The 18,322-nt window shown below is 33.3% G+C and carries 16 protein-coding genes; 12 read left to right on the plus strand and 4 right to left on the minus strand.

The window, feature by feature from the left end; translation table 11 throughout:
- The first annotated feature begins 9 nt into the window (after positions 1-9).
- The 11 genes from QLS65_RS13215 (at position 10) to QLS65_RS13265 (ending at position 12,105) form a co-directional block, all read left to right on the plus strand.
- On the plus strand, positions 10-1,200 hold the full coding sequence (locus QLS65_RS13215) for a hypothetical protein (RefSeq protein WP_282718329.1): 1,191 nt from the start codon (positions 10-12) through the stop codon (positions 1,198-1,200).
- Between the two features lie 484 nt (positions 1,201-1,684).
- Positions 1,685-2,248 (plus strand): gluconate 2-dehydrogenase subunit 3 family protein, encoded by a 564-nt coding sequence (locus QLS65_RS13220; RefSeq protein ID WP_282712975.1) that lies wholly within the window; start codon positions 1,685-1,687, stop codon positions 2,246-2,248.
- A gap of 52 nt (positions 2,249-2,300) precedes the next feature.
- Complete coding sequence (locus QLS65_RS13225; protein ID WP_282718330.1) at positions 2,301-4,004, plus strand: GMC oxidoreductase; 1,704 nt, start codon at positions 2,301-2,303, stop codon at positions 4,002-4,004.
- Between the two features lie 10 nt (positions 4,005-4,014).
- Positions 4,015-5,178: a Gfo/Idh/MocA family protein gene (locus QLS65_RS13230; RefSeq protein ID WP_282712973.1), complete on the plus strand. Its 1,164-nt coding sequence runs from the start codon at positions 4,015-4,017 to the stop codon at positions 5,176-5,178.
- Positions 5,179-5,217: 39 nt separating this feature from the next.
- Positions 5,218-6,270 (plus strand): sugar phosphate isomerase/epimerase family protein, encoded by a 1,053-nt coding sequence (locus QLS65_RS13235; RefSeq protein WP_099715524.1) that lies wholly within the window; start codon positions 5,218-5,220, stop codon positions 6,268-6,270.
- 19 nt (positions 6,271-6,289) lie between these two features.
- Entirely contained in the window at positions 6,290-6,664 is a 375-nt protein-coding gene (locus QLS65_RS13240; RefSeq protein ID WP_099716336.1) for a c-type cytochrome, read from the plus strand.
- 104 nt (positions 6,665-6,768) lie between these two features.
- Positions 6,769-8,226 carry a Gfo/Idh/MocA family protein gene (locus QLS65_RS13245; RefSeq protein WP_282718331.1) on the plus strand — a complete coding sequence of 486 codons (1,458 nt, stop codon included), beginning with the start codon at positions 6,769-6,771 and terminating at the stop codon, positions 8,224-8,226.
- A gap of 32 nt (positions 8,227-8,258) precedes the next feature.
- The gene (locus tag QLS65_RS13250) at positions 8,259-8,996 is read left to right on the plus strand and encodes a 3-keto-disaccharide hydrolase (protein WP_282712970.1); all 738 of its coding nucleotides are present in this window, start codon (positions 8,259-8,261) and stop codon (positions 8,994-8,996) included.
- Positions 8,997-9,067: 71 nt separating this feature from the next.
- Positions 9,068-10,306, plus strand: coding sequence for a nucleoside permease (locus QLS65_RS13255; protein WP_282718332.1), 1,239 nt, complete (start codon positions 9,068-9,070; stop codon positions 10,304-10,306).
- A 10-nt stretch (positions 10,307-10,316) separates the two neighbouring features.
- Complete coding sequence (locus tag QLS65_RS13260) at positions 10,317-11,210, plus strand: hydroxypyruvate isomerase family protein (RefSeq protein WP_282718333.1); 894 nt, start codon at positions 10,317-10,319, stop codon at positions 11,208-11,210.
- 19 nt (positions 11,211-11,229) lie between these two features.
- Positions 11,230-12,105, plus strand: coding sequence for a sugar phosphate isomerase/epimerase family protein (locus tag QLS65_RS13265; RefSeq protein WP_282718334.1), 876 nt, complete (start codon positions 11,230-11,232; stop codon positions 12,103-12,105).
- Positions 12,106-12,161: 56 nt separating this feature from the next.
- On the opposite strand, the gene QLS65_RS13270 is transcribed toward QLS65_RS13265, so the two are convergent.
- The gene (locus tag QLS65_RS13270; protein ID WP_282718335.1) at positions 12,162-13,157 is read right to left on the minus strand and encodes a phytanoyl-CoA dioxygenase family protein; all 996 of its coding nucleotides are present in this window, start codon (positions 13,155-13,157) and stop codon (positions 12,162-12,164) included.
- Positions 13,158-13,312: 155 nt separating this feature from the next.
- Between QLS65_RS13270 and QLS65_RS13275 the strand changes: the two genes are divergently transcribed.
- Complete coding sequence (locus QLS65_RS13275; protein WP_282712966.1) at positions 13,313-14,149, plus strand: AraC family transcriptional regulator; 837 nt, start codon at positions 13,313-13,315, stop codon at positions 14,147-14,149.
- 43 nt (positions 14,150-14,192) lie between these two features.
- Here the strand turns inward: QLS65_RS13275 and QLS65_RS13280 are convergent, their stop codons facing one another.
- The 3 genes from QLS65_RS13280 to QLS65_RS13290 all read right to left on the minus strand — a co-directional run bounded on the left by QLS65_RS13280 (position 14,193) and on the right by QLS65_RS13290 (position 18,319).
- Entirely contained in the window at positions 14,193-15,848 is a 1,656-nt protein-coding gene (locus QLS65_RS13280) for a M1 family metallopeptidase (RefSeq protein ID WP_282718336.1), read from the minus strand.
- Positions 15,849-15,911: 63 nt separating this feature from the next.
- The gene (locus QLS65_RS13285; protein ID WP_282718337.1) at positions 15,912-16,958 is read right to left on the minus strand and encodes an alkaline phosphatase D family protein; all 1,047 of its coding nucleotides are present in this window, start codon (positions 16,956-16,958) and stop codon (positions 15,912-15,914) included.
- 146 nt (positions 16,959-17,104) lie between these two features.
- Positions 17,105-18,319 (minus strand): ATP-grasp domain-containing protein, encoded by a 1,215-nt coding sequence (locus QLS65_RS13290; RefSeq protein WP_282718338.1) that lies wholly within the window; start codon positions 18,317-18,319, stop codon positions 17,105-17,107.
- Positions 18,320-18,322 lie beyond the last annotated feature (3 nt).

Below are 18,322 nucleotides of genomic sequence, written 5' to 3' on the forward strand. Positions count from 1 at the left end.
CATTTCGAGATGATTTCAAAATATCGGGAGTTATTTAATGCTCAATTTACAGAAAAGAAATATCAGGAATTTAAAGATGATATTGCTTCCGATTTTAATTATATGCCTACCTTCCGTTTAGGTGAAACGCCTTTTTTTATTTCTAAAGAGCTTAAAAACCAATTGATTGAAGGTTGTAATGAAGTTATTTCTTTTATTCAAAAAGAAGACTTTAAGTTATTAACAGATAAGTCGTTAGAACTAAATCATAAAGTTTCAAAAGAGGATGAGCACACCACTTTTTTAGCAATTGATTTTGGAATTTGTGAAGAAGACGGAGCTGTTATTCCTAAACTTATTGAAGTACAAGGATTTCCTTCTTTGTATAATTATCAGATTAATTTATATGATAAATTCAAGAACCACTATTCATTCCTCAATGAGTTAACCCCATTTATCAATAACATTGAACCTCAGGAATATTTGGATATTTTGGAAGAAGCAATTTGCAATAACCATCCAAAAGAAAATGTTATTCTCCTTGAAATTGAACCCGAAAAACAAAATACAAAGATTGACTTTTATTATTGCCGAAGAGATATTGGTATACCGATAGTTTGCGTTACTGAACTCATAAAGAAAGGCAAACAACTGTTCTATAAAAATGAAAAAGGCGATGAAATTCTTGTAAAAAGAATCTATAATCGGGTTATTTTCGATGAATTGGATTTGCGAACGGATTTGAAATTAAACTTTCATTTCTCTGATGAACTTGATGTGGAATGGGCTGGACATCCCAACTGGTTTTTTCGAATCAGTAAATTTATTTTACCATTCTTAAAAGGGAAATATTTCATCGAAACAACTTTATTAAGTGAGCTCAAAGAAATCCCACAAGATTTAGAAAATTATGTTCTAAAACCACTCTTTTCCTTCTCAGGAACAGGAGTTATTTTTCATGTAACAAAAGAGGATATTGAAGCAGTTGTCGAAAAAGAACTTTATATTCTTCAAAAAAAGGTAAACTACCTTCCTATTGTACAATCTCCTGATGGGAAAGTAAAAGCCGAAGTCCGTGTACTCTGTGTTTGGAAAAAAAATGATGCCGAACCTACTCTATTGTGTAATTTGGTGCGATTAAGTCGTGGCGAAATGATAGGCGTTAAATTCAATAAAGATAAAGATTGGGTGGGTGGAACACTTGGATTATTTGAGAGGTAAATTATTTATATTGTCAAGCTTTAAGTTTTTCGAACTTTTACTTTTAATTTTATTTCAATTTAGATCCTCATTTGTCTATATTATCTTATTCAAAACAAAGGCCTTTATTCTTAAATGCAAAACCATATTTAGTCGAGCTATATAAAATTTATTTTTAAGATTAATTTTTAGTAATAATGTCATTATAACGCATTGAAATTGCTTAAAATGGAAATCGCTTAAAATTTTATAAGTTAAAACTGATTAAATTAAACTAAAAACAACAAAAAAAAGGATTATTAGTCTTATGTAATTTTTTTTTTTTCTTGTTTTAACAGATTACAGATAGTGTTTAATGAATTTTTTAAAGTGATTCCCTTAATAATTTGAAAAAAATGGAATTATTCAATAAATTAACATAAAAAAAACTAAGCTATTTTTTTTTTCTTTATTATTGTAAGGTTATAATAATTTAAGAATAGTAATCAATTTTAATAATTAACAAATGAATAGAAGAGAAGCACTTAAAAGCGTTGCGTTTTTGATGGGAAGCGCAATCTCAGCAACTACGATGGGCGTTTTATTTGAAAGTTTTACTTTGCCTGAAAAAGAGAAAAATCGAGTGTTTTTTTCCGCTTCGGATGAAGAAGTTTTAGCTGAATTTGCCGATATTATCATACCGACGACAGCATCTTCACCAGGAGCTAAAGCCGCAGGACTTGGCCCTTTTATTCCTATGATGATTAGAGATTGTTATCCAGCACAGATGCAAGAGATTTTTGCATCAGGAATGAAAGATATGCAAGCAAAATGCTTGAAAGATTTTAATAAAGATTTCTTGGCAATGTCAATAGAAGAGCGTCAGAAATTAATGGAAGCTTTAAAAGACGAAACAATAGCTAATGGAAAAGCACCTTCTTTCTTTTTGATTGCTAGGGATTTGACACTTCTAGGGTATTACTCTTCAGAAATAGGCTGTACACAAGCACGTGAATACCTTCCAGTTCCTGGTAGATATGATGGAAATGCTGATTACAAACCTGGACAAAAAGCTTGGGCTACCAACTAATTGTTATTGAACCTTTTGTTTTAAACTATTTTATTAAATAAAAATACTACACGTGAATATAAATACGAATTTAAAAGAGGAAAATACATATGATGCTATTGTAATAGGATCAGGAATTAGTGGTGGTTGGGCAGCAAAAGAACTTACTGAAAAAGGTTTAAAAGTTTTGATGTTGGAACGCGGTATGAACATTGAGCACGTAAAAGATTACGAATCTGCAATGAAAGCTCCTTGGGAATTTGAACATGCAGGTAAACTTACCGAAGAACAAAAAAGAACACATCCAGTACAAACTCGTGATTATCCCTATAATGAAGCTACCGAAAAATGGTGGGTTAATGACTTAGAATGCCCGTATACAGAAGACAAACGTTTTGACTGGTACAGAGGATTTCATGTGGGAGGAAAGTCTTTAATGTGGGGTCGTCAAAGTTACCGTTTCAGTGACCATAATTTTGAAGATAATGCCAAAGATGGTCATGGTAATGACTGGCCTATTCGTTATAAAGACCTTACTAAATGGTATGATTATGTAGAGAAATTTGCAGGAATCAGTGGTCAAGCAGAAAACTGGCCTCTTTTACCAGATGGTAAATTTTTGCCTCCAATGGATTTAAACTGTGTAGAAAAATCAGTTAAAGAAAGATTAGAAAAACATTATAACAGAACACGTATTTTAACCATTGGTCGTACGGCTAACTTAACTGTACCTCATAAAGGTCGTGGAAGTTGTCAATATAGAAATTTATGTAGTCGTGGTTGCCCGTTTGGAGCTTATTTCAGCACGCAATCATCTACATTACCTGCAGCTATGGCTACTAATAGATTAACAGTAAGACCCTACTCTATTGTTAATCATATCATTTATGATAAAGACACAAAAAAGGCAAAAGGTGTAATGGTTATTGATGCAGAAACAAATGAAACTATGGAGTTTTATGCTAAAATTGTTTTTGTAAATGGTTCTACATTAGGATCAACATTCATTTTATTGAATTCTACTTCAGAGGCACATCCAAATGGAATGGGTAACGCCAGCGGGCAGTTAGGACATAATTTAATGGACCATCATTTCCGTTGTGGAGCCGAAGGAACAGCTGAAGGTTTTGAAGATAAGTACACATACGGAAGAAGAGCAAATGGTATTTATATTCCAAGATACCAGAATGTAGGTGGTGATAAACGTGATTATTTAAGAGGTTTTGGTTATCAAGGAGGCGCCAGCAGAGGATCTTGGCATAAAGAAGTAGCAGAATTAGCTTTTGGCGAAAACTTTAAATCTACCATGTCATTACCTGCTGATTCTTGGAGTATGGGATTAGGTGGTTTTGGTGAAATGTTACCTTATTATGAAAACAAAGTTTACATTGATCACAACAAAAAAGACAAATGGGGACAACCAGTTTTGGCTATTGATTGTGAATATAAAGAAAATGAAGCTAAAATGCGTGAAGATATGATGAATGATGCTGCTGAAATGCTTGAAGCTTCTGGAATCAAAAATGTAAAAACATACGATAACGATTGTTATCCTGGAATGGCTATACACGAAATGGGTACTGCAAGAATGGGTAATGACCCTAAAGATTCAGTTTTAAATAAATGGAATCAAATGCATGAAGTAAGCAATGTATTTGTTACCGATGGTTCTTGTATGCCTTCTATTGCTTGTCAAAATCCATCATTAACATTTATGGCTTTAACGGCTCGTGCTTGTGATTATGCAGTAAAAGAATTAAAAAAAGGAAATATTTAGGTTCATCATTATGAGAAAATTAAGAATGGGTATGGTCGGTGGTGGCCAAGATGCCTTTATAGGTGCAATTCACCGCTTAGCAGCCAATATGGATGGACTAATTGAATTAAGTTGTGGTGCATTAAGTATAAACCCAGAAACAGCAATAGCATCTGGTAAAGCCTTGTTTCTTCCGGAATCAAGAACATATTTAACGTATGACGAAATGATCAAAGCTGAAGCGGCATTACCTGCTGACGAAAGAATCGATTTTGTTACTATTGTTACTCCAAATTTTGCACATTTTGCACCTGCTATGATGGCTTTGGAACATGGTTTCAACGTAGTAATTGAAAAACCAATGACTTTTTCATTGGAGGAAGCAAAACTATTGAAACAAAAAGTAGAAGAGACAGGATTAATACTTTGTTTAACGCATACCTACTCCGGTTATCCAATGGTTAAACAAGCGAAAGCTATGGTTAGTGAGGGAAAACTGGGTAAGATTAGAAAAGTCGTGGTAGAATATCCTCAAGGATGGTTAAGTAAACTATCAGAAAGAGAAGGAAATGCACAAGCTGCTTGGAGAACTGATCCTAAAAAATCTGGAAAAAGTTCTGTAATGGGTGACATTGGAACCCATGCCTCTCATTTAGCCGAATATATTACCGGAGCTAAAATTACAGATGTTTGTGCAGAATTAAACACACTTGTTGAAGGCCGCCTAATGGATGATGATGGTGCAGTATTGTTGAAGTTTGACAATGGCGCAAAAGGAGTTTTAATTGCATCTCAAGTTGCTGCTGGGGAAGAAAACGCTTTGAAAATTAGAGTTTATGGTGAAAAAGGTGGAATTGAATGGTTCCAACACGACCCAAATACTTTAATGGTTAGATGGTTAGATGAACCAGCGCAGATTTTAAGAGCGGGATCTAATTATGGAGCACATTTATCTTCATTTGCTACCCATAATTGTCGTACTCCTGGCGGACATCCAGAAGGTTATTTAGAAGCATTTGCTAATATTTACCGCAACTTTGCCTTAACGCTTGGTTGCAAGTTAGATGGTAAAGAACCTACAGCTGAAATGTTAGACTTTCCTTCTGTTGAAGATGGATTAAGAGGAATGGCATTTATTGATAACGTAGTAGCATCATCACAATCTGATAAAAAATGGACTCCTTACGTTTTGTAATAAAATAGGAATTCATAAAAGTTTTAGACAAAATATAATATGACAACAATACAAGGCCCCGCAGTATTTTTAGCCCAATTTATCAGTAATGAAGCTCCTTTTAATTCCTTAGATGGAATTTGTAAATGGGCTGCTGATTTAGGTTTTAAAGGTATTCAAATGCCAACATTAGATACTCGATTCATTGATTTGCAAAAGGCTGCAGAAAGTAAAACCTATGCAGAAGAACTTAAAGGTACAATTGCTTCTTACGGATTAGAAATCACAGAATTATCAACTCACTTACAAGGTCAATTAGTTGCGGTTCATCCTGCATACGATGATTTTTTTGATGCTTTTGCCCCTGTAAATGTACATGGTAATTCTAAAGCCAGACAAGAATGGGCAGTGCAACAATTGAAATATGCTGCAAAAGCATCCCAAAATTTAGGTTTAAATGCACATGCAACTTTTAGTGGTTCTTTGCTTTGGCAATATTTTCACCCTTGGCCACAAAGGCCTCCCGGCTTAGTTGAAGACGGTTTTGCCGAATTAGCAAAACGTTGGTTGCCAATTTTAAATGAGTTTGATCAAAATGGGATCGATCTTTGCTATGAAATTCATCCAGGAGAAGATTTATTTGATGGGGAAACCTATGAAATGTTTTTGAAGGCTGTAAATAACCATTCAAGAGCTTGTTTACTTTACGATCCGTCACATTTTGTATTGCAACAGTTAGACTACATTCAATATATTGATTTCTATCACGAAAGGATTAAAGCTTTTCACGTGAAGGATGCCGAGTTTAACCCTACAGGAAAGCAAGGAACTTTTGGTGGATATCAAAGTTGGGTAAATCGTGCGGGGCGTTATCGTTCTCCAGGAGATGGTCAAATTGATTTTAAAACTATTTTCAGCAAACTGGCACAATATGATTTCAAAGGTTGGGCTGTTATGGAATGGGAATGTTGTATTAAAAATCAAGAAGATGGAGCACGTGAAGGTGCTGAATTTATAAAAAATCATATTATAAAAGTTACCGATAAAGCATTTGATGATTTTGCTGCGGTAGAAACAAATAAAGCTTTTAACAGAAAAAACTTAGGATTATAAAACTTAAATAGAAATGAAAATGAAATTAAAATATTTGCTTTTTGGGGTTGCTTTAATTAGCTTAACCTCATTTTCTAATGACAATTTAGATACAAAATATATTAAAGCCACTAAAAAATCAAACGCTATTTTTCAAACATCCGATGGAGAAAAATTAATTGCAAAATCTGATTGTGTTGGATGTCATAAATTAGACAAAAAACTTATAGGTCCCTCCTATTTAGATATTGCAAAAAAATATCCTTCTAATGAAAAAAATGTTGCTTATTTATCGGGTAAAATTATAAAAGGAGGTTCTGGAGTTTGGGGAACTATACCGATGGCCGCTCATACATCTCTAAAAAAGGACGATGCAAAATCAATGGCTAAATATATTTTATCCCTAAAAAAATAATTCCAAAGGTGCTTTTCAGTATTCTAAATAACTTTAGAATATTGAAAAGCACTTCATTTATTAAGCTATTTTATTACTATTAACTATAACCGGATTAAAAATAAATGAAACAAAAAGAAGAAGGGAATAAAATCACAAACAACCGTCGTGATTTCATAAAAACAACAGCTATAGCGGCAGCAGCCTTTATGATTGTTCCTCGTCATGTTTTAGGAAGAGGATTCGTAGCACCAAGTGATCGTTTATCAATAGCCAGTATCGGTGTTGGTGGAAAAGGGAAATCTGATATTGCGATGTTCGCAAGTAGTGGAAAAGCTGATATTTCATTTTTATGTGATGTAGATACCAGAAGAGCCGCTGCAAGTGTAAATGCATTTCCTAAAGCTAAATTTTATACGGATTGGCGTGAAATGTTAGACAAAGAACATAAAAATTTCGATGCTGTTTCAGTTTCTACTCCGGATCATAATCATGCTATTCAAGCGCTTGCTGCTATGCAATTAGGAAAACATGTTTATGTTCAAAAGCCTATGGCACATGATATTTACGAAGCTCGTATTTTGACTCAAGCGGCCAAAAAATATAAAGTGGTAACCCAAATGGGAAATCAAGGTGCATCAAATGATGGTACCAGAATAATGAAAGAATGGTATGAAGCTGGTTTAATTGGTGATGTTCACACTATTCATGCTTGGACAGACCGTCCAGTTTGGCCTCAAGGTATTCCTTGGTCTGCCAATAAAGCGGATATTCCAAAAGAATTAGATTGGGATTTATGGTTAGGAACAGCCCCTTATAAAGAGTATGTAAATAAATTAGTTCCATTCAACTGGCGCGGTTGGTGGGATTACGGTACAGGTGCATTAGGAGATATGGGATGTCATTTATTAGAAGCTCCTTTTAGTGTATTGAATTTAAAATATGCTAAAGATGTTCAATGTAGTGTTGGTTCTGTTTATGTAGATGAATTTCAAAGAGGATATTTCCCAGAAAGTTGCCCTCCTTCAAGTCATGTTACATTAACTTTTCCAAAAACTGAAAAAACAAATGGTGACATAGCGGTACACTGGATGGATGGAGGAATTCAACCTGAAAGACCTGCTGAGTTAGGACCTAATGAAATTTTTGGAGATGGTGGAAATGGAACATTATTCACTGGAACTAAAGGAAAAATGATGTGTGATACGTATGGTTTAAATCCTCGTTTACTTCCTCTTAGCAAAAATGAAAATCTCATAGTTGCTCAAAAATATAGCAGAGTAAAGGATGGTTCCGAAGGTCATTACAGACAATGGGTTGAAGCCGCAATTGCAGGTTACGGGAAAAAAGAATTAAGCTCTCCTTTTGAAATTGCCGGACCATTAACTGAAGCTTTATTGATGGCAAATCTTGCAATCAGAGGGTATGATGTGATGAGAGAAGAACTTGGAGAAGAAGTATATCCAGGACGTTCAGCAAAATTATTATGGGATAATGATGCTATGAAAATCACTAATTTTGACGAAGTTAATCAATTTGTAAAACGTGATTATCGCCAAGGTTGGAAAGCTTTAACTTTATAAACAAGATTAATTATTAATTCAAAAATTTAAAAATGATTAAAAATATTTGTACTTCATTAATTGTTATGGTAATGATTCAAACAGCAAATGCACAACAAGCACCAATAGCAAAAGGATTTAAATCAATATTTGATGGACAATCAACAACAGGATGGCATACTTATGGAAAAAAAACTGCTGGTTCCGGTTGGAAAGTTGAAGATGGTGTATTGCATTTTGACCCTACCGCTGCCAAAAATGGTCAAGGAGGCGATCTTGTAACAGATATAGAATACGAGAATTTTCATTTAAAATTAGAATGGAAAGTAGCAGCAAATGCAAACAGTGGTATTATTTTCTTTGTAAACGAAGATTTGACAAAATTCAAAAATACTTACGAAACTGGATTGGAAATGCAAGTATTGGACAATGACGGTCACCCTGACGGAAAAATTGAAAAACACAGATCAGGAGATTTGTATGATTTAATAAAAAGTACTTCTGAGCCTGTTAAACCAGTTGGAGAATGGAATTCTGTTGACCTTGTATGTAAATTCGGAAAACTGACAATGTTATTAAATGGTGTAAAAGTAGTTGAAACTACACTTTGGGATGCCAACTTTAAAACATTGGTAGCAGGAAGTAAATTTGCTACTTGGCCTGGTTTTGCTGCATTCAAAAAAGGAAAAATTGCATTACAAGATCACGGAGATAATGTGTGGTTCAGAAACATTCAGATTAAAGAATGGAATTCTATGAAAATTACAACTGGTTGTGAAGCCGGTATGTAATTAAGAATGAAATATTAAAAAATAAATTACTGCTAATTAACCAAAACCAAAAAAATAAAACCAAAATACCAATGAATAGCACCATCCGAATTAAATTATCCATAATGATGTTCCTAGAATTTTTTATCTGGGGAGCATGGTTTGTAACCCTTGGTACGTTTCTGGGGAATAATCTAAAAGCATCTGGATCAGAAACTGCCGCAATTTTTTCTACACAATCATGGGGCGCTATTATTGCACCTTTTATTATAGGGTTAATCGCTGACCGATATTTTAATGCTGAGAAAATTTTAGGAATACTTCATCTTATTGGAGCATTTTTAATGTATCAAATGTATCAGTCAGAAGAGGTTGGAATGTTCTATACTTACGTTCTTAGTTACATGATTTTATACATGCCAACATTAGCATTAGTAAATTCAGTTTCTTTCAATCAAATGAAAGATCCAGAGAAAGAGTTTGCAAATATTAGAGTTTGGGGAACAATTGGTTGGATTTTAGCAGGATTGTCTATTAGTTTTGTTTTCCATTGGGATGCTGCAGAAGCAATTTCTGAAGGAATGCTTAAAAACACGTTCCTTTTAGCAGGAATCGCAGCTTTAGTTTTAGGTATATTCAGTTTTTCTTTACCAAAAACACCACCAAAAGTAAGTGATGAAAAAATAAAAATAGGAGATATTATTGGTCTTGATGCTTTAAAATTATTGAAGGATAAAAACTTCGCTATCTTTTTTATCTCATCAATTCTTATTTGTATTCCCCTTGCGTTTTATTACCAAAATGCACATCCATTTTTAACAGAAGCTGGAGTTGAAAATCCTACTGGAAAAATGGCAATCGGTCAAATATCTGAAGCTTTATTTTTATTATTGATTCCTGTATTTTTTACCCGTTTTGGCTTCAAGAAAACAATCTTGGTTGGAATGTTGGCGTGGGCAATTCGTTACGTTTTATTTGCTTATGGTAACGGAGATGATTTAAGTTTTATGCTTATTATAGGTATCGCTTTGCACGGTATTTGCTATGATTTCTTTTTTGTTTCTGGTCAAATTTACACCAATTCAAAAGCAGGAGAAAAATATAAAAGTGCCGCTCAAGGTCTAATTACGTTAGCTACTTACGGAGTTGGTATGTTGATAGGTTTTGCAGTTGCTGGTTGGATAACGGACAATTATAAAATGTTAGACGGCGCTATAAATTGGGAAATGGTTTGGATAATTCCTGCCGGAATTGCTTTCGCAGTATTCTTACTTTTTGCACTTTTATTCAATGAAAAAAACAAAGTCGAGGAAACATCTTCTGCTGTATAAAAAATAAAAAATGAGCACTAATTTAAATAGGAGATCTGCAATAAAAGGAATATTAGCCGGAACAGCGGCTATGGGAATTCCTTCTGGATTTTCTGCTTTGGCTATGCCAATGAATAATACAGAAGCACAATTAGGTATGTTGAAAGGAAATATAAATCACTCTGTTTCTCGTTGGTGTTTTGACAGTCTTGATTTGGATACACTTTGCATTGAGGCTAAGAAAATTGGAATTACCGGTATTGATTTAGTAGGACCTTCCTCTTGGCCAACATTGAAAAAATATGATTTAGTTTCTACAATGTGCAACGGTGCTGAGATTAATTTAGTGGATGGTTTCAATGATATTAAATTTCATGAAACACTTATAAAGAATTATACCGAAATGATTCCGCTAGTGGCTAAAGCCGGTTATAAGAATCTAATTTGCTTTAGCGGAAGCCGAAGAGGAAAAACAGATGAAGAAGGTTGGAATAATTGTGTTCTTGGTTTACAAAAACTAATTCCATTGGCTGAAAAGCATAATGTGATTTTGGTGATGGAATTGTTAAACAGCAAAATTGACCATAAAGATTACCAATGTGACAGAACATCATGGGGAGTTGAATTAGCAAAACGTTTAAACTCAGAAAACTTTAAACTTCTGTATGATATTTATCACATGCAAATTGATGAAGGTGATGTGATTAGAAACATAAGAGACAACCATCAATATATTGCACATTTTCATACAGCCGGAGTTCCCGGACGAAATGAAATTGATAATACACAGGAATTAAATTACGAAGCAATAATGAAAGCTATTGCAAAAACTGGTTTCAAAGGTTTTGTAGGACAAGAATTTATTCCTAAAAACCCGGACAAACTAGCTTCATTGAAGCAGGCTATTGCAATTTGTGATATTTAACTAATCTAAAAAATAACCCATGATAAAAAGAAGAGAATTTTTAATTAATGCTGGTTTAGCATTAGGCGCATTAGCCATTGCTCCTACATTTGCTTTTGACTCTAAAAAAAGAGCCATCGGAATTCAATTATGGACATTACGTGATACTTTACCAAAAGATGTCAAAGGAGTTTTATCCCAAGTTGGAAAAGCTGGATTTACAGAAGTGGAAACTTTTGGTTATTCAGTAGACAAAGGCTTTTTTGGAACTTCTGTACATGATTTTAAGGCGATACTTGATGATAACGGTTTAAAAGCCACGAGTAATCATTTCGATTTTAACTCTATGATTAAAGATGGCACTACTGATCTTGTAAAATCATATATCGAAACAGCAAATCATTTGGGAAGTGAATATGTAACTGTACCTTATATAATTTCCGAATTAAGAGGAACTAGCGGTGATGATTACAAAAAACTAGCTTCACAAATAAATAAAGTGGGTGAACTTTGTAAAGCAGGAGGTTTAAAATTAGCCTATCATAATCATGATTTTGAATTTACAAAATTCGGAGCAACGAACGGATATGAGATTTTATTGAATGAAACGGATAAAAACTTAGTTGATTTTGAAATGGATTTATACTGGGTTGTTCGTTCTGGTAATGATCCGTTGCAATTGTTCAAAAAATATCCTGGACGTTTCACTATGTGGCACGTAAAAGATATGGATAAAGTAAATCCTGATTTGAATGCCGAAATAGGAACTGGAGCAATTGATTTTAAATCGATTTTTGCTCAAGCAGAACTTTCCGGAATGAAACGTTTCTTTTTAGAGCACGAATCAAACTACAAACCGAATCCGATAGAATCCGCAGTAACAAGTTTTAATTACATTAAGAAGAATTTAATCTAAATGTTTTAAAAATTAATAAATATAAAAAAGGGATACTTATAGTATCCCTTTTTTTGTTACCACTTCTCTACTCCCAATAATTTTTTTCCTAAATCACTCAATTCCGCAGTTTTATATTTGGTTTGTTCCCATTTACGAGGATCTCCAGGAAACGCATATCCTTCAGGCGCAATGCGATTTTTCCAAGAATTAACTCTCCATTGACGCAATTCTTCATTATCCTCTTCAGCTGGCATCATAGAAATATATTGTGCCATTCTTACTTTATCTTTTGTAATATTTGGGCGAATCCCATGCGGTTGCGTGCTATTAAAAATTAATAAATCACCAGCTTCCATTTTTACTTTTACAAATTTATCTTCAAGTCCGGCAACATCCGGTTTAAAACGATTCCTATCTTCAGGTTGCGTCAGTTTCCAAGTATCATAATTTCGATATAAATCAGGTATACATTGAAACCCTCCCATATTTTCATCCATTTGGTCAGCCAAAGCTAAAACCCCTTGCACGTTTTGAGGTTTTGTCTCCGGATCATAATCCCAATGAATAAATCCTTTGAAATCAAAACCTGGACGAACCGGTAAATTCAAATTCGCTCGGTCAATGGTTACCCATAATTTCTCGGTTCCCCAAATATCTACAAACGCATCATATACTTTTTCCATTTGTCGGTTATCCCATTGATATTGATGATTGTAAACTTCAACCATACCGCTATTGGTAAGTTCTTTCATTTGCATTTCGGCTCTTGGCGGAGCATACCAAGTTTCTGGATCATTCTGATTTTTCTCTTCAAATTCCCATAGAAAATCAGCCATTTTTTTAGCGTTTTCTTTCGGGATAGCATTTTTTATGATAATGTAACCGTTTTCAATCCAAAACTTCCAGTCGTCTTCAGTAAGTAAACGTAACGGTTTACCATTAGAACGATCATTTAATTTTGTTGTGCTGGATTTTGCAGTAGATGGATTTCCCGGAATATCTTTATGAGCATTATTTTGTGCCATTGTGGGAACCATAGTTGGTGTCATTGATTGATTATTCTTTTCCATAGTCTTATATTTTAGTGTTATAACTATTTCAAAATTAGAAAAAGAGAATACTAATTACTTCCACAAAATTTACTACAATTTGTACTATATTGATTTTTTTATTAACTTTAAACAAGTATATGTATTCTATTGAACAATTATTGAGTTAATGAGATATGAAAATAGTTTTTGAGGATATAAAAAGATTAGCCGGGAGTTCATTCAGAATATTGGTAAATCCAAAATTGAATGATTTTTATTATTGGCATTTTCATCCTGAATTTGAGTTGACTTTCATTGTTGCGCCAAATGGAACACGACGCGTAGGCGATCATATTGGCAATTTTGAAGGAAGCGATTTGGTTTTTATAGGTTCCAATATTCCGCATTTGAATTTTGATTATGGAATTAAAACTGAATATGAGAAAGTAGTTTTACAGATTAAAGAAGACTTTTTCAAAAATGACTTTATAACAACTCCTGAATTAGCTTCTATTTATCAATTATTTGAGAACTCAAAAAAGGTGATTTGTTTTCATGGAGCTGTAAAAGATAAAATTGGTAAAAGGCTTCAAAAAATTCATCTTTTATCTCATTTCGAACAATTTATTGAAGTGCTGTCATTATTTCAGATTTTATCAACATCAAATGAAATGACTTTTTTGCACAATAAACCATTTGAAAATTTATATAATAATAAAGAACAATTGCGATTAAAAGTCGTCTATAAATTTATAGAGGAAAACTACCAAAGGGCTGTTTCTATTGAAGAAATCTCCCATTTAACTCATTTATCTAAAGCTGCTTTTTGTCGTTATTTTAAAAAAATGACGCGATTGACATTTACTGAATTTTTAAATCAATATCGAATTGAACAAGCTAAAAGACTTTTAAAAAGTGATAAAAATGTAACCGAAACGTGCTTTGAATGTGGATTTGAAAGCCTGTCGTACTTTAATAGAATCTTCAAAAAAGTGGTGGGGGAAAATCCGATACAGTTTAAGAAAAGATAAAAAAAGGTGTGTTTCTTATATTTTAGAAACACACCTTTTGGATTTACTCAGTAATATTAAAACTGGCTACATAAAAATTCTTATCTATTTCCAGTTTTGAATTTTTAGAAATTACTGGAATACTCTTCCATTCTGTTTCTGGTTGCAGTAATTCTTCTTTTCCATTTAGCGTTACTTTCACGGGCATATTAAAACCCGAAACGCAATTTGTCCAGCGATAACCCACTTGATTATCCTTGAAAAAATATTCTAATGTTGGAATTCTGGTATCTCTTAAATACTGATTGAAAACTGTAGATAAATCGATTCCAACTTGCTGACTTAAATAATCTTCAATTTGTTTTGTAGTAACAGTTTGGTGATAAAAAGTACTGTTTAAGCTTCTTAATATGCCTCTCCATTTTTCATCATCATTTACAATTTGGCGTAAAGTATGCAACATATTCCCTCCTTTTGGATACATATCACCAGAACCTTCGTTGTTTACATTATAATTTCCTATAATTGGTTTGTCATTTTTTATACCTTTTCTGGTTCCCAGAACATATTCAAATCCAGCTTCTTTTCCATAGTAATATTCTACAAAAAGGCTTTCTGAATAGTTTGTAAAACTCTCGTGAATCCACATATCAGCAATATCTTTATACGTGATATTATTGGCAAACCATTCATGCCCAGATTCATGAATAATAATAAAATCAAATTTTAATCCCCAACCCGTTCCGCTTAAATCCCTACCACGATATCCGTTTTGAAAACCATTCCCATACGTTACGCTACTTTGATGTTCCATTCCTAAATACGGAGCTTCAACCAATTTGTAACTGTCTTCATAAAATGGATACGGTCCAAACCAATGTTCAAAAGCTTTTAGCATTTTTGGAACATCTTGAAATTGTTTTTTGGCTTTCGCCAAATTGTCTCTCAAAACATAATAGCTACAATCTAAATCGCCTTTTTCTCCTTTATATTTTTCTGAAAACGATACATAATCGCCTATATTTATATTTACTCCATAATTATTGATTGGATTTGATATATACCAATTATAGGTTTTTGTTCCATCTTTTAATTGCTTTACACTTAGTAAACGTCCATTGGAAACATCCGTCAAATTTTTCGGAACATTTACACTAATCAGCATATTATCCACTTCATCATACATGTGATCTTTGTTTGGCCACCAAACACTTGCCCCCAATCCTTGACAAGAAGAAGCAATAAAAGGATTTCCATTACTGTCTTTTTTCCAAGTTATACCTCCATCCCAAGGTGGATTTACGGCTACTTTTGGTTTTCCGCCATAAAATATGGTAATTTCTTTTAGTGCACCTTTTGTTTGAGGAGCAATTAATTCAATAAAAAATGCATTTTCTTCTCTTTTATATTTTAAAACTTTTCCATCCTGAATGACTTTATTAATTTCCATAGGATTTTGTAAGTCAATTTGCATACTAGTGTATTCCTGAACAACTTGATATTTTATTGTATTTGAGCCAGTAATAGTACTGTCTGCAGGATTTACTTTAATATTTAGATGATAATATTTTACATCCCACCAAGCTCTTTCTTTAGTGATACTTCCTCTCAAAGTATCTTGTCTTGTGAATATTTGCACCGATTTATTTAGCAAACCTTGTGCATTTATACCATTAAAAAATAGAAACGTAATAAAAATAATGCTAAACTGTTTTTTCATAATTAATTCATTTTGAACAAAAATAAACTTTATAATTTTATAAATAAATATGACTCTAAAAAATTATTTTTCAGGATATACTTGAACATATTCTTGAATAAATTTATTTTCCTTTCCACGAATTTCCATTATCACTTTATTATTTTTAAAATCAAATTTTAATAGTCCAAAGTTCAACTCTTTAATCACTTCCCCTTTTACATAAGGATTTTCTTCGCCGGAAAAAGAAGCGTAAGTATGCGTCAATCCACTCGAGGTAAAATCTACTAACGGATAGGACAAACCCGCAACATTTTTTGAAGAAAAAGTGGCAATATGGCGATCTCCGGAGATTATAAAAGTGCCTTTTGCTTTCGTCGAAACAATCAATTTCTCCAGTTTTTCTATTTCATGAGGGAAATTCACCCAAGCTTCAAAGCCATGTTTATCAGATAAAAATTGAATGCTGCTGACAATCACATTAAATTGCGCATCAGATGATTTAAGTTCTTCTTCCAGCCATTTCCATTGTACATTTCCTAATATAGTTCCTTCACCATATTTATTGGGTTGAAAGCGTTTTTTTGAATCGGTGGCTTTAGTCAATGCCGTTCTAAAAAAACGAGAATCCAATACAATAACTTTTATTTTATTTCCATTTACAGCAATAGTTTTAGCCGAATAAACTCCTTCTCTTTTTCGTTCCGGAGCATTCTTTGAAGTTCCTAAAAAGTCCAATAATAACTCTTGGCTTTGTCTTTTAAAAGGATATTCTTCGCCACCGTCATTTGCTCCATAATCGTGATCGTCCCATGTTCCTAATACGATTTTGTCATTAATAAACTTAAGGTAATCAGAATCTTGTTTCTGAATTTCATAATTATTTTTAAGAAACTGCATGTCTTCCGTATCCGAATACACATTATCACCTCCCCAAATCCAAACGGACGGATGATTTTTATCTATAGCTGGCCACAGTTCGTTTTTAATCTTCTGGTTATCGCAGGAACCAAAAGCAACAGTAAAATATTCATTTTGAAACGGTTTTTGAGATTCAATTAAACTCGTTGTAGTATACGTTTTACAACTAATTAACCCTAAAAAGCTAAAAATCAGAACTATTTTTTTCATGTGTGGAGGAGATGGAAACCGTTATTTATTATAGAAATTTTTAAGTAAGATATAAAAATCTGTCCATTATTAGTTTAAGTAAACTTTAAATAAAAAAGCGACTGTCTCTATTGAAACAGTCGCTTTTTTTAGTTTAATAATAGCATTTAATGCAAGTTGGTTACCTTACTTTGTTCTACTACAGCAGTAAAATCATTGGCTAAGCGATTCCCATAATCATCTAACAATTCTAAAACTCTTTCTTGCTTATCAGATTTGACAATAAGTCCCGCATGATATTCCAACGGAACTCTGAAACAAATTTCCGGATCTGAAAACGACGATAAATTAGGATGCTGGAATTTTGACAATGTCAAAACGATACCGGCATATTCTTTTTTTACTTTTGGCAAAATGTATTTAGTTCCTTTTACCAATGCGTCTTCAATTGCGGCCCATTCTTTCCATAAATTAATATTGGAAGCTTCTGTTACCATTTCGGCCAAATGCGCTCCTCCTACTCTTGAAGAAGTTTCCAGGAAATAAATTTGACCATCTTCATTGCATTTTATGAATTCAGTATGTGCGGCACCATGTTTCAATCCGAAGCCTTTCATTACTTCTTCATTTAACTTTTTTATGGCTTTATCATCCTCTGAATTGTACTTAATATTCGCTGAACGGAAAACACCGCCACCTTGAGAAATTTCCATTGGTGTGGCTAAATATTTTGAAGTTAAACTAAAAATTACTTTACTTTGTGAAATCAAACTATCACAATGATACACATCGCCAGGTTTGAATTGTTCTAATAAATATTTGAATCTGTTATTCCCCATTTCATTGATATGGATCCACAAACTCTCTTTGTCATCTATTTTTTTAATTCCTGTTGCCGAAGCTTCGGAGCGTGGTTTCAATACCCATGGAGCTGAAATCGTGTCTGCAAAAGTATTGATGTCATGATCATTAAATAAAGAACAAAATGCCGGAATAGGAATTCCACAACTTTTGGCTCTCATTCTCATCGCCAGTTTATCTCTAAAATAACGTCCCGTTGTTTGTCCCATCCCGTCAATACGCAGGTTTTCCCTTAGATACGTAGCCTTTTCGACATCATAATCATCTAAGGCAACAATGGCATCCACTTTAGTTGACTTCATAAAATTACCAACACCTAATAACAGATGTTCTAAATTCCAATCGACATCTTGACCCTCCATATAAAAAATCTCATCGATATGTTGATGGGGCCATGGCTTGTCTCTCAGTTTTTCACTTGTCACTAAATAGACTTTGTTGCCTAACTTTTTTAAATTAATCAAAAAATCGGCACCCTTGAAATAATTTGAAATACAAAGGAAGGTTTTAGAGTTTTCCATACG

Origin of the sequence: Flavobacterium algoritolerans (assembly GCF_030010385.1) — a bacterium.
In the GTDB taxonomy this organism is placed as follows: domain Bacteria; phylum Bacteroidota; class Bacteroidia; order Flavobacteriales; family Flavobacteriaceae; genus Flavobacterium; species Flavobacterium algoritolerans.

Coding starts and splice junctions, on each gene's coding strand:
- QLS65_RS13235 (WP_099715524.1), top strand. CDS start 5,218: ATGACAACAATACAAGGCCCCGCAGTATTTTTAGCCCAATTTATCAGT.
- QLS65_RS13290 (WP_282718338.1), bottom strand. CDS start 18,319: ATGGAAAACTCTAAAACCTTCCTTTGTATTTCAAATTATTTCAAGGGT.
- QLS65_RS13250 (WP_282712970.1), top strand. CDS start 8,259: ATGATTAAAAATATTTGTACTTCATTAATTGTTATGGTAATGATTCAA.
- QLS65_RS13265 (WP_282718334.1), top strand. CDS start 11,230: ATGATAAAAAGAAGAGAATTTTTAATTAATGCTGGTTTAGCATTAGGC.
- QLS65_RS13260 (WP_282718333.1), top strand. CDS start 10,317: ATGAGCACTAATTTAAATAGGAGATCTGCAATAAAAGGAATATTAGCC.
- QLS65_RS13280 (WP_282718336.1), bottom strand. CDS start 15,848: ATGAAAAAACAGTTTAGCATTATTTTTATTACGTTTCTATTTTTTAAT.
- QLS65_RS13215 (WP_282718329.1), top strand. CDS start 10: ATGATTTCAAAATATCGGGAGTTATTTAATGCTCAATTTACAGAAAAG.
- QLS65_RS13275 (WP_282712966.1), top strand. CDS start 13,313: ATGAAAATAGTTTTTGAGGATATAAAAAGATTAGCCGGGAGTTCATTC.
- QLS65_RS13285 (WP_282718337.1), bottom strand. CDS start 16,958: ATGAAAAAAATAGTTCTGATTTTTAGCTTTTTAGGGTTAATTAGTTGT.
- QLS65_RS13240 (WP_099716336.1), top strand. CDS start 6,290: ATGAAATTAAAATATTTGCTTTTTGGGGTTGCTTTAATTAGCTTAACC.
- QLS65_RS13255 (WP_282718332.1), top strand. CDS start 9,068: ATGAATAGCACCATCCGAATTAAATTATCCATAATGATGTTCCTAGAA.
- QLS65_RS13245 (WP_282718331.1), top strand. CDS start 6,769: ATGAAACAAAAAGAAGAAGGGAATAAAATCACAAACAACCGTCGTGAT.
- QLS65_RS13230 (WP_282712973.1), top strand. CDS start 4,015: ATGAGAAAATTAAGAATGGGTATGGTCGGTGGTGGCCAAGATGCCTTT.
- QLS65_RS13270 (WP_282718335.1), bottom strand. CDS start 13,157: ATGGAAAAGAATAATCAATCAATGACACCAACTATGGTTCCCACAATG.
- QLS65_RS13220 (WP_282712975.1), top strand. CDS start 1,685: ATGAATAGAAGAGAAGCACTTAAAAGCGTTGCGTTTTTGATGGGAAGC.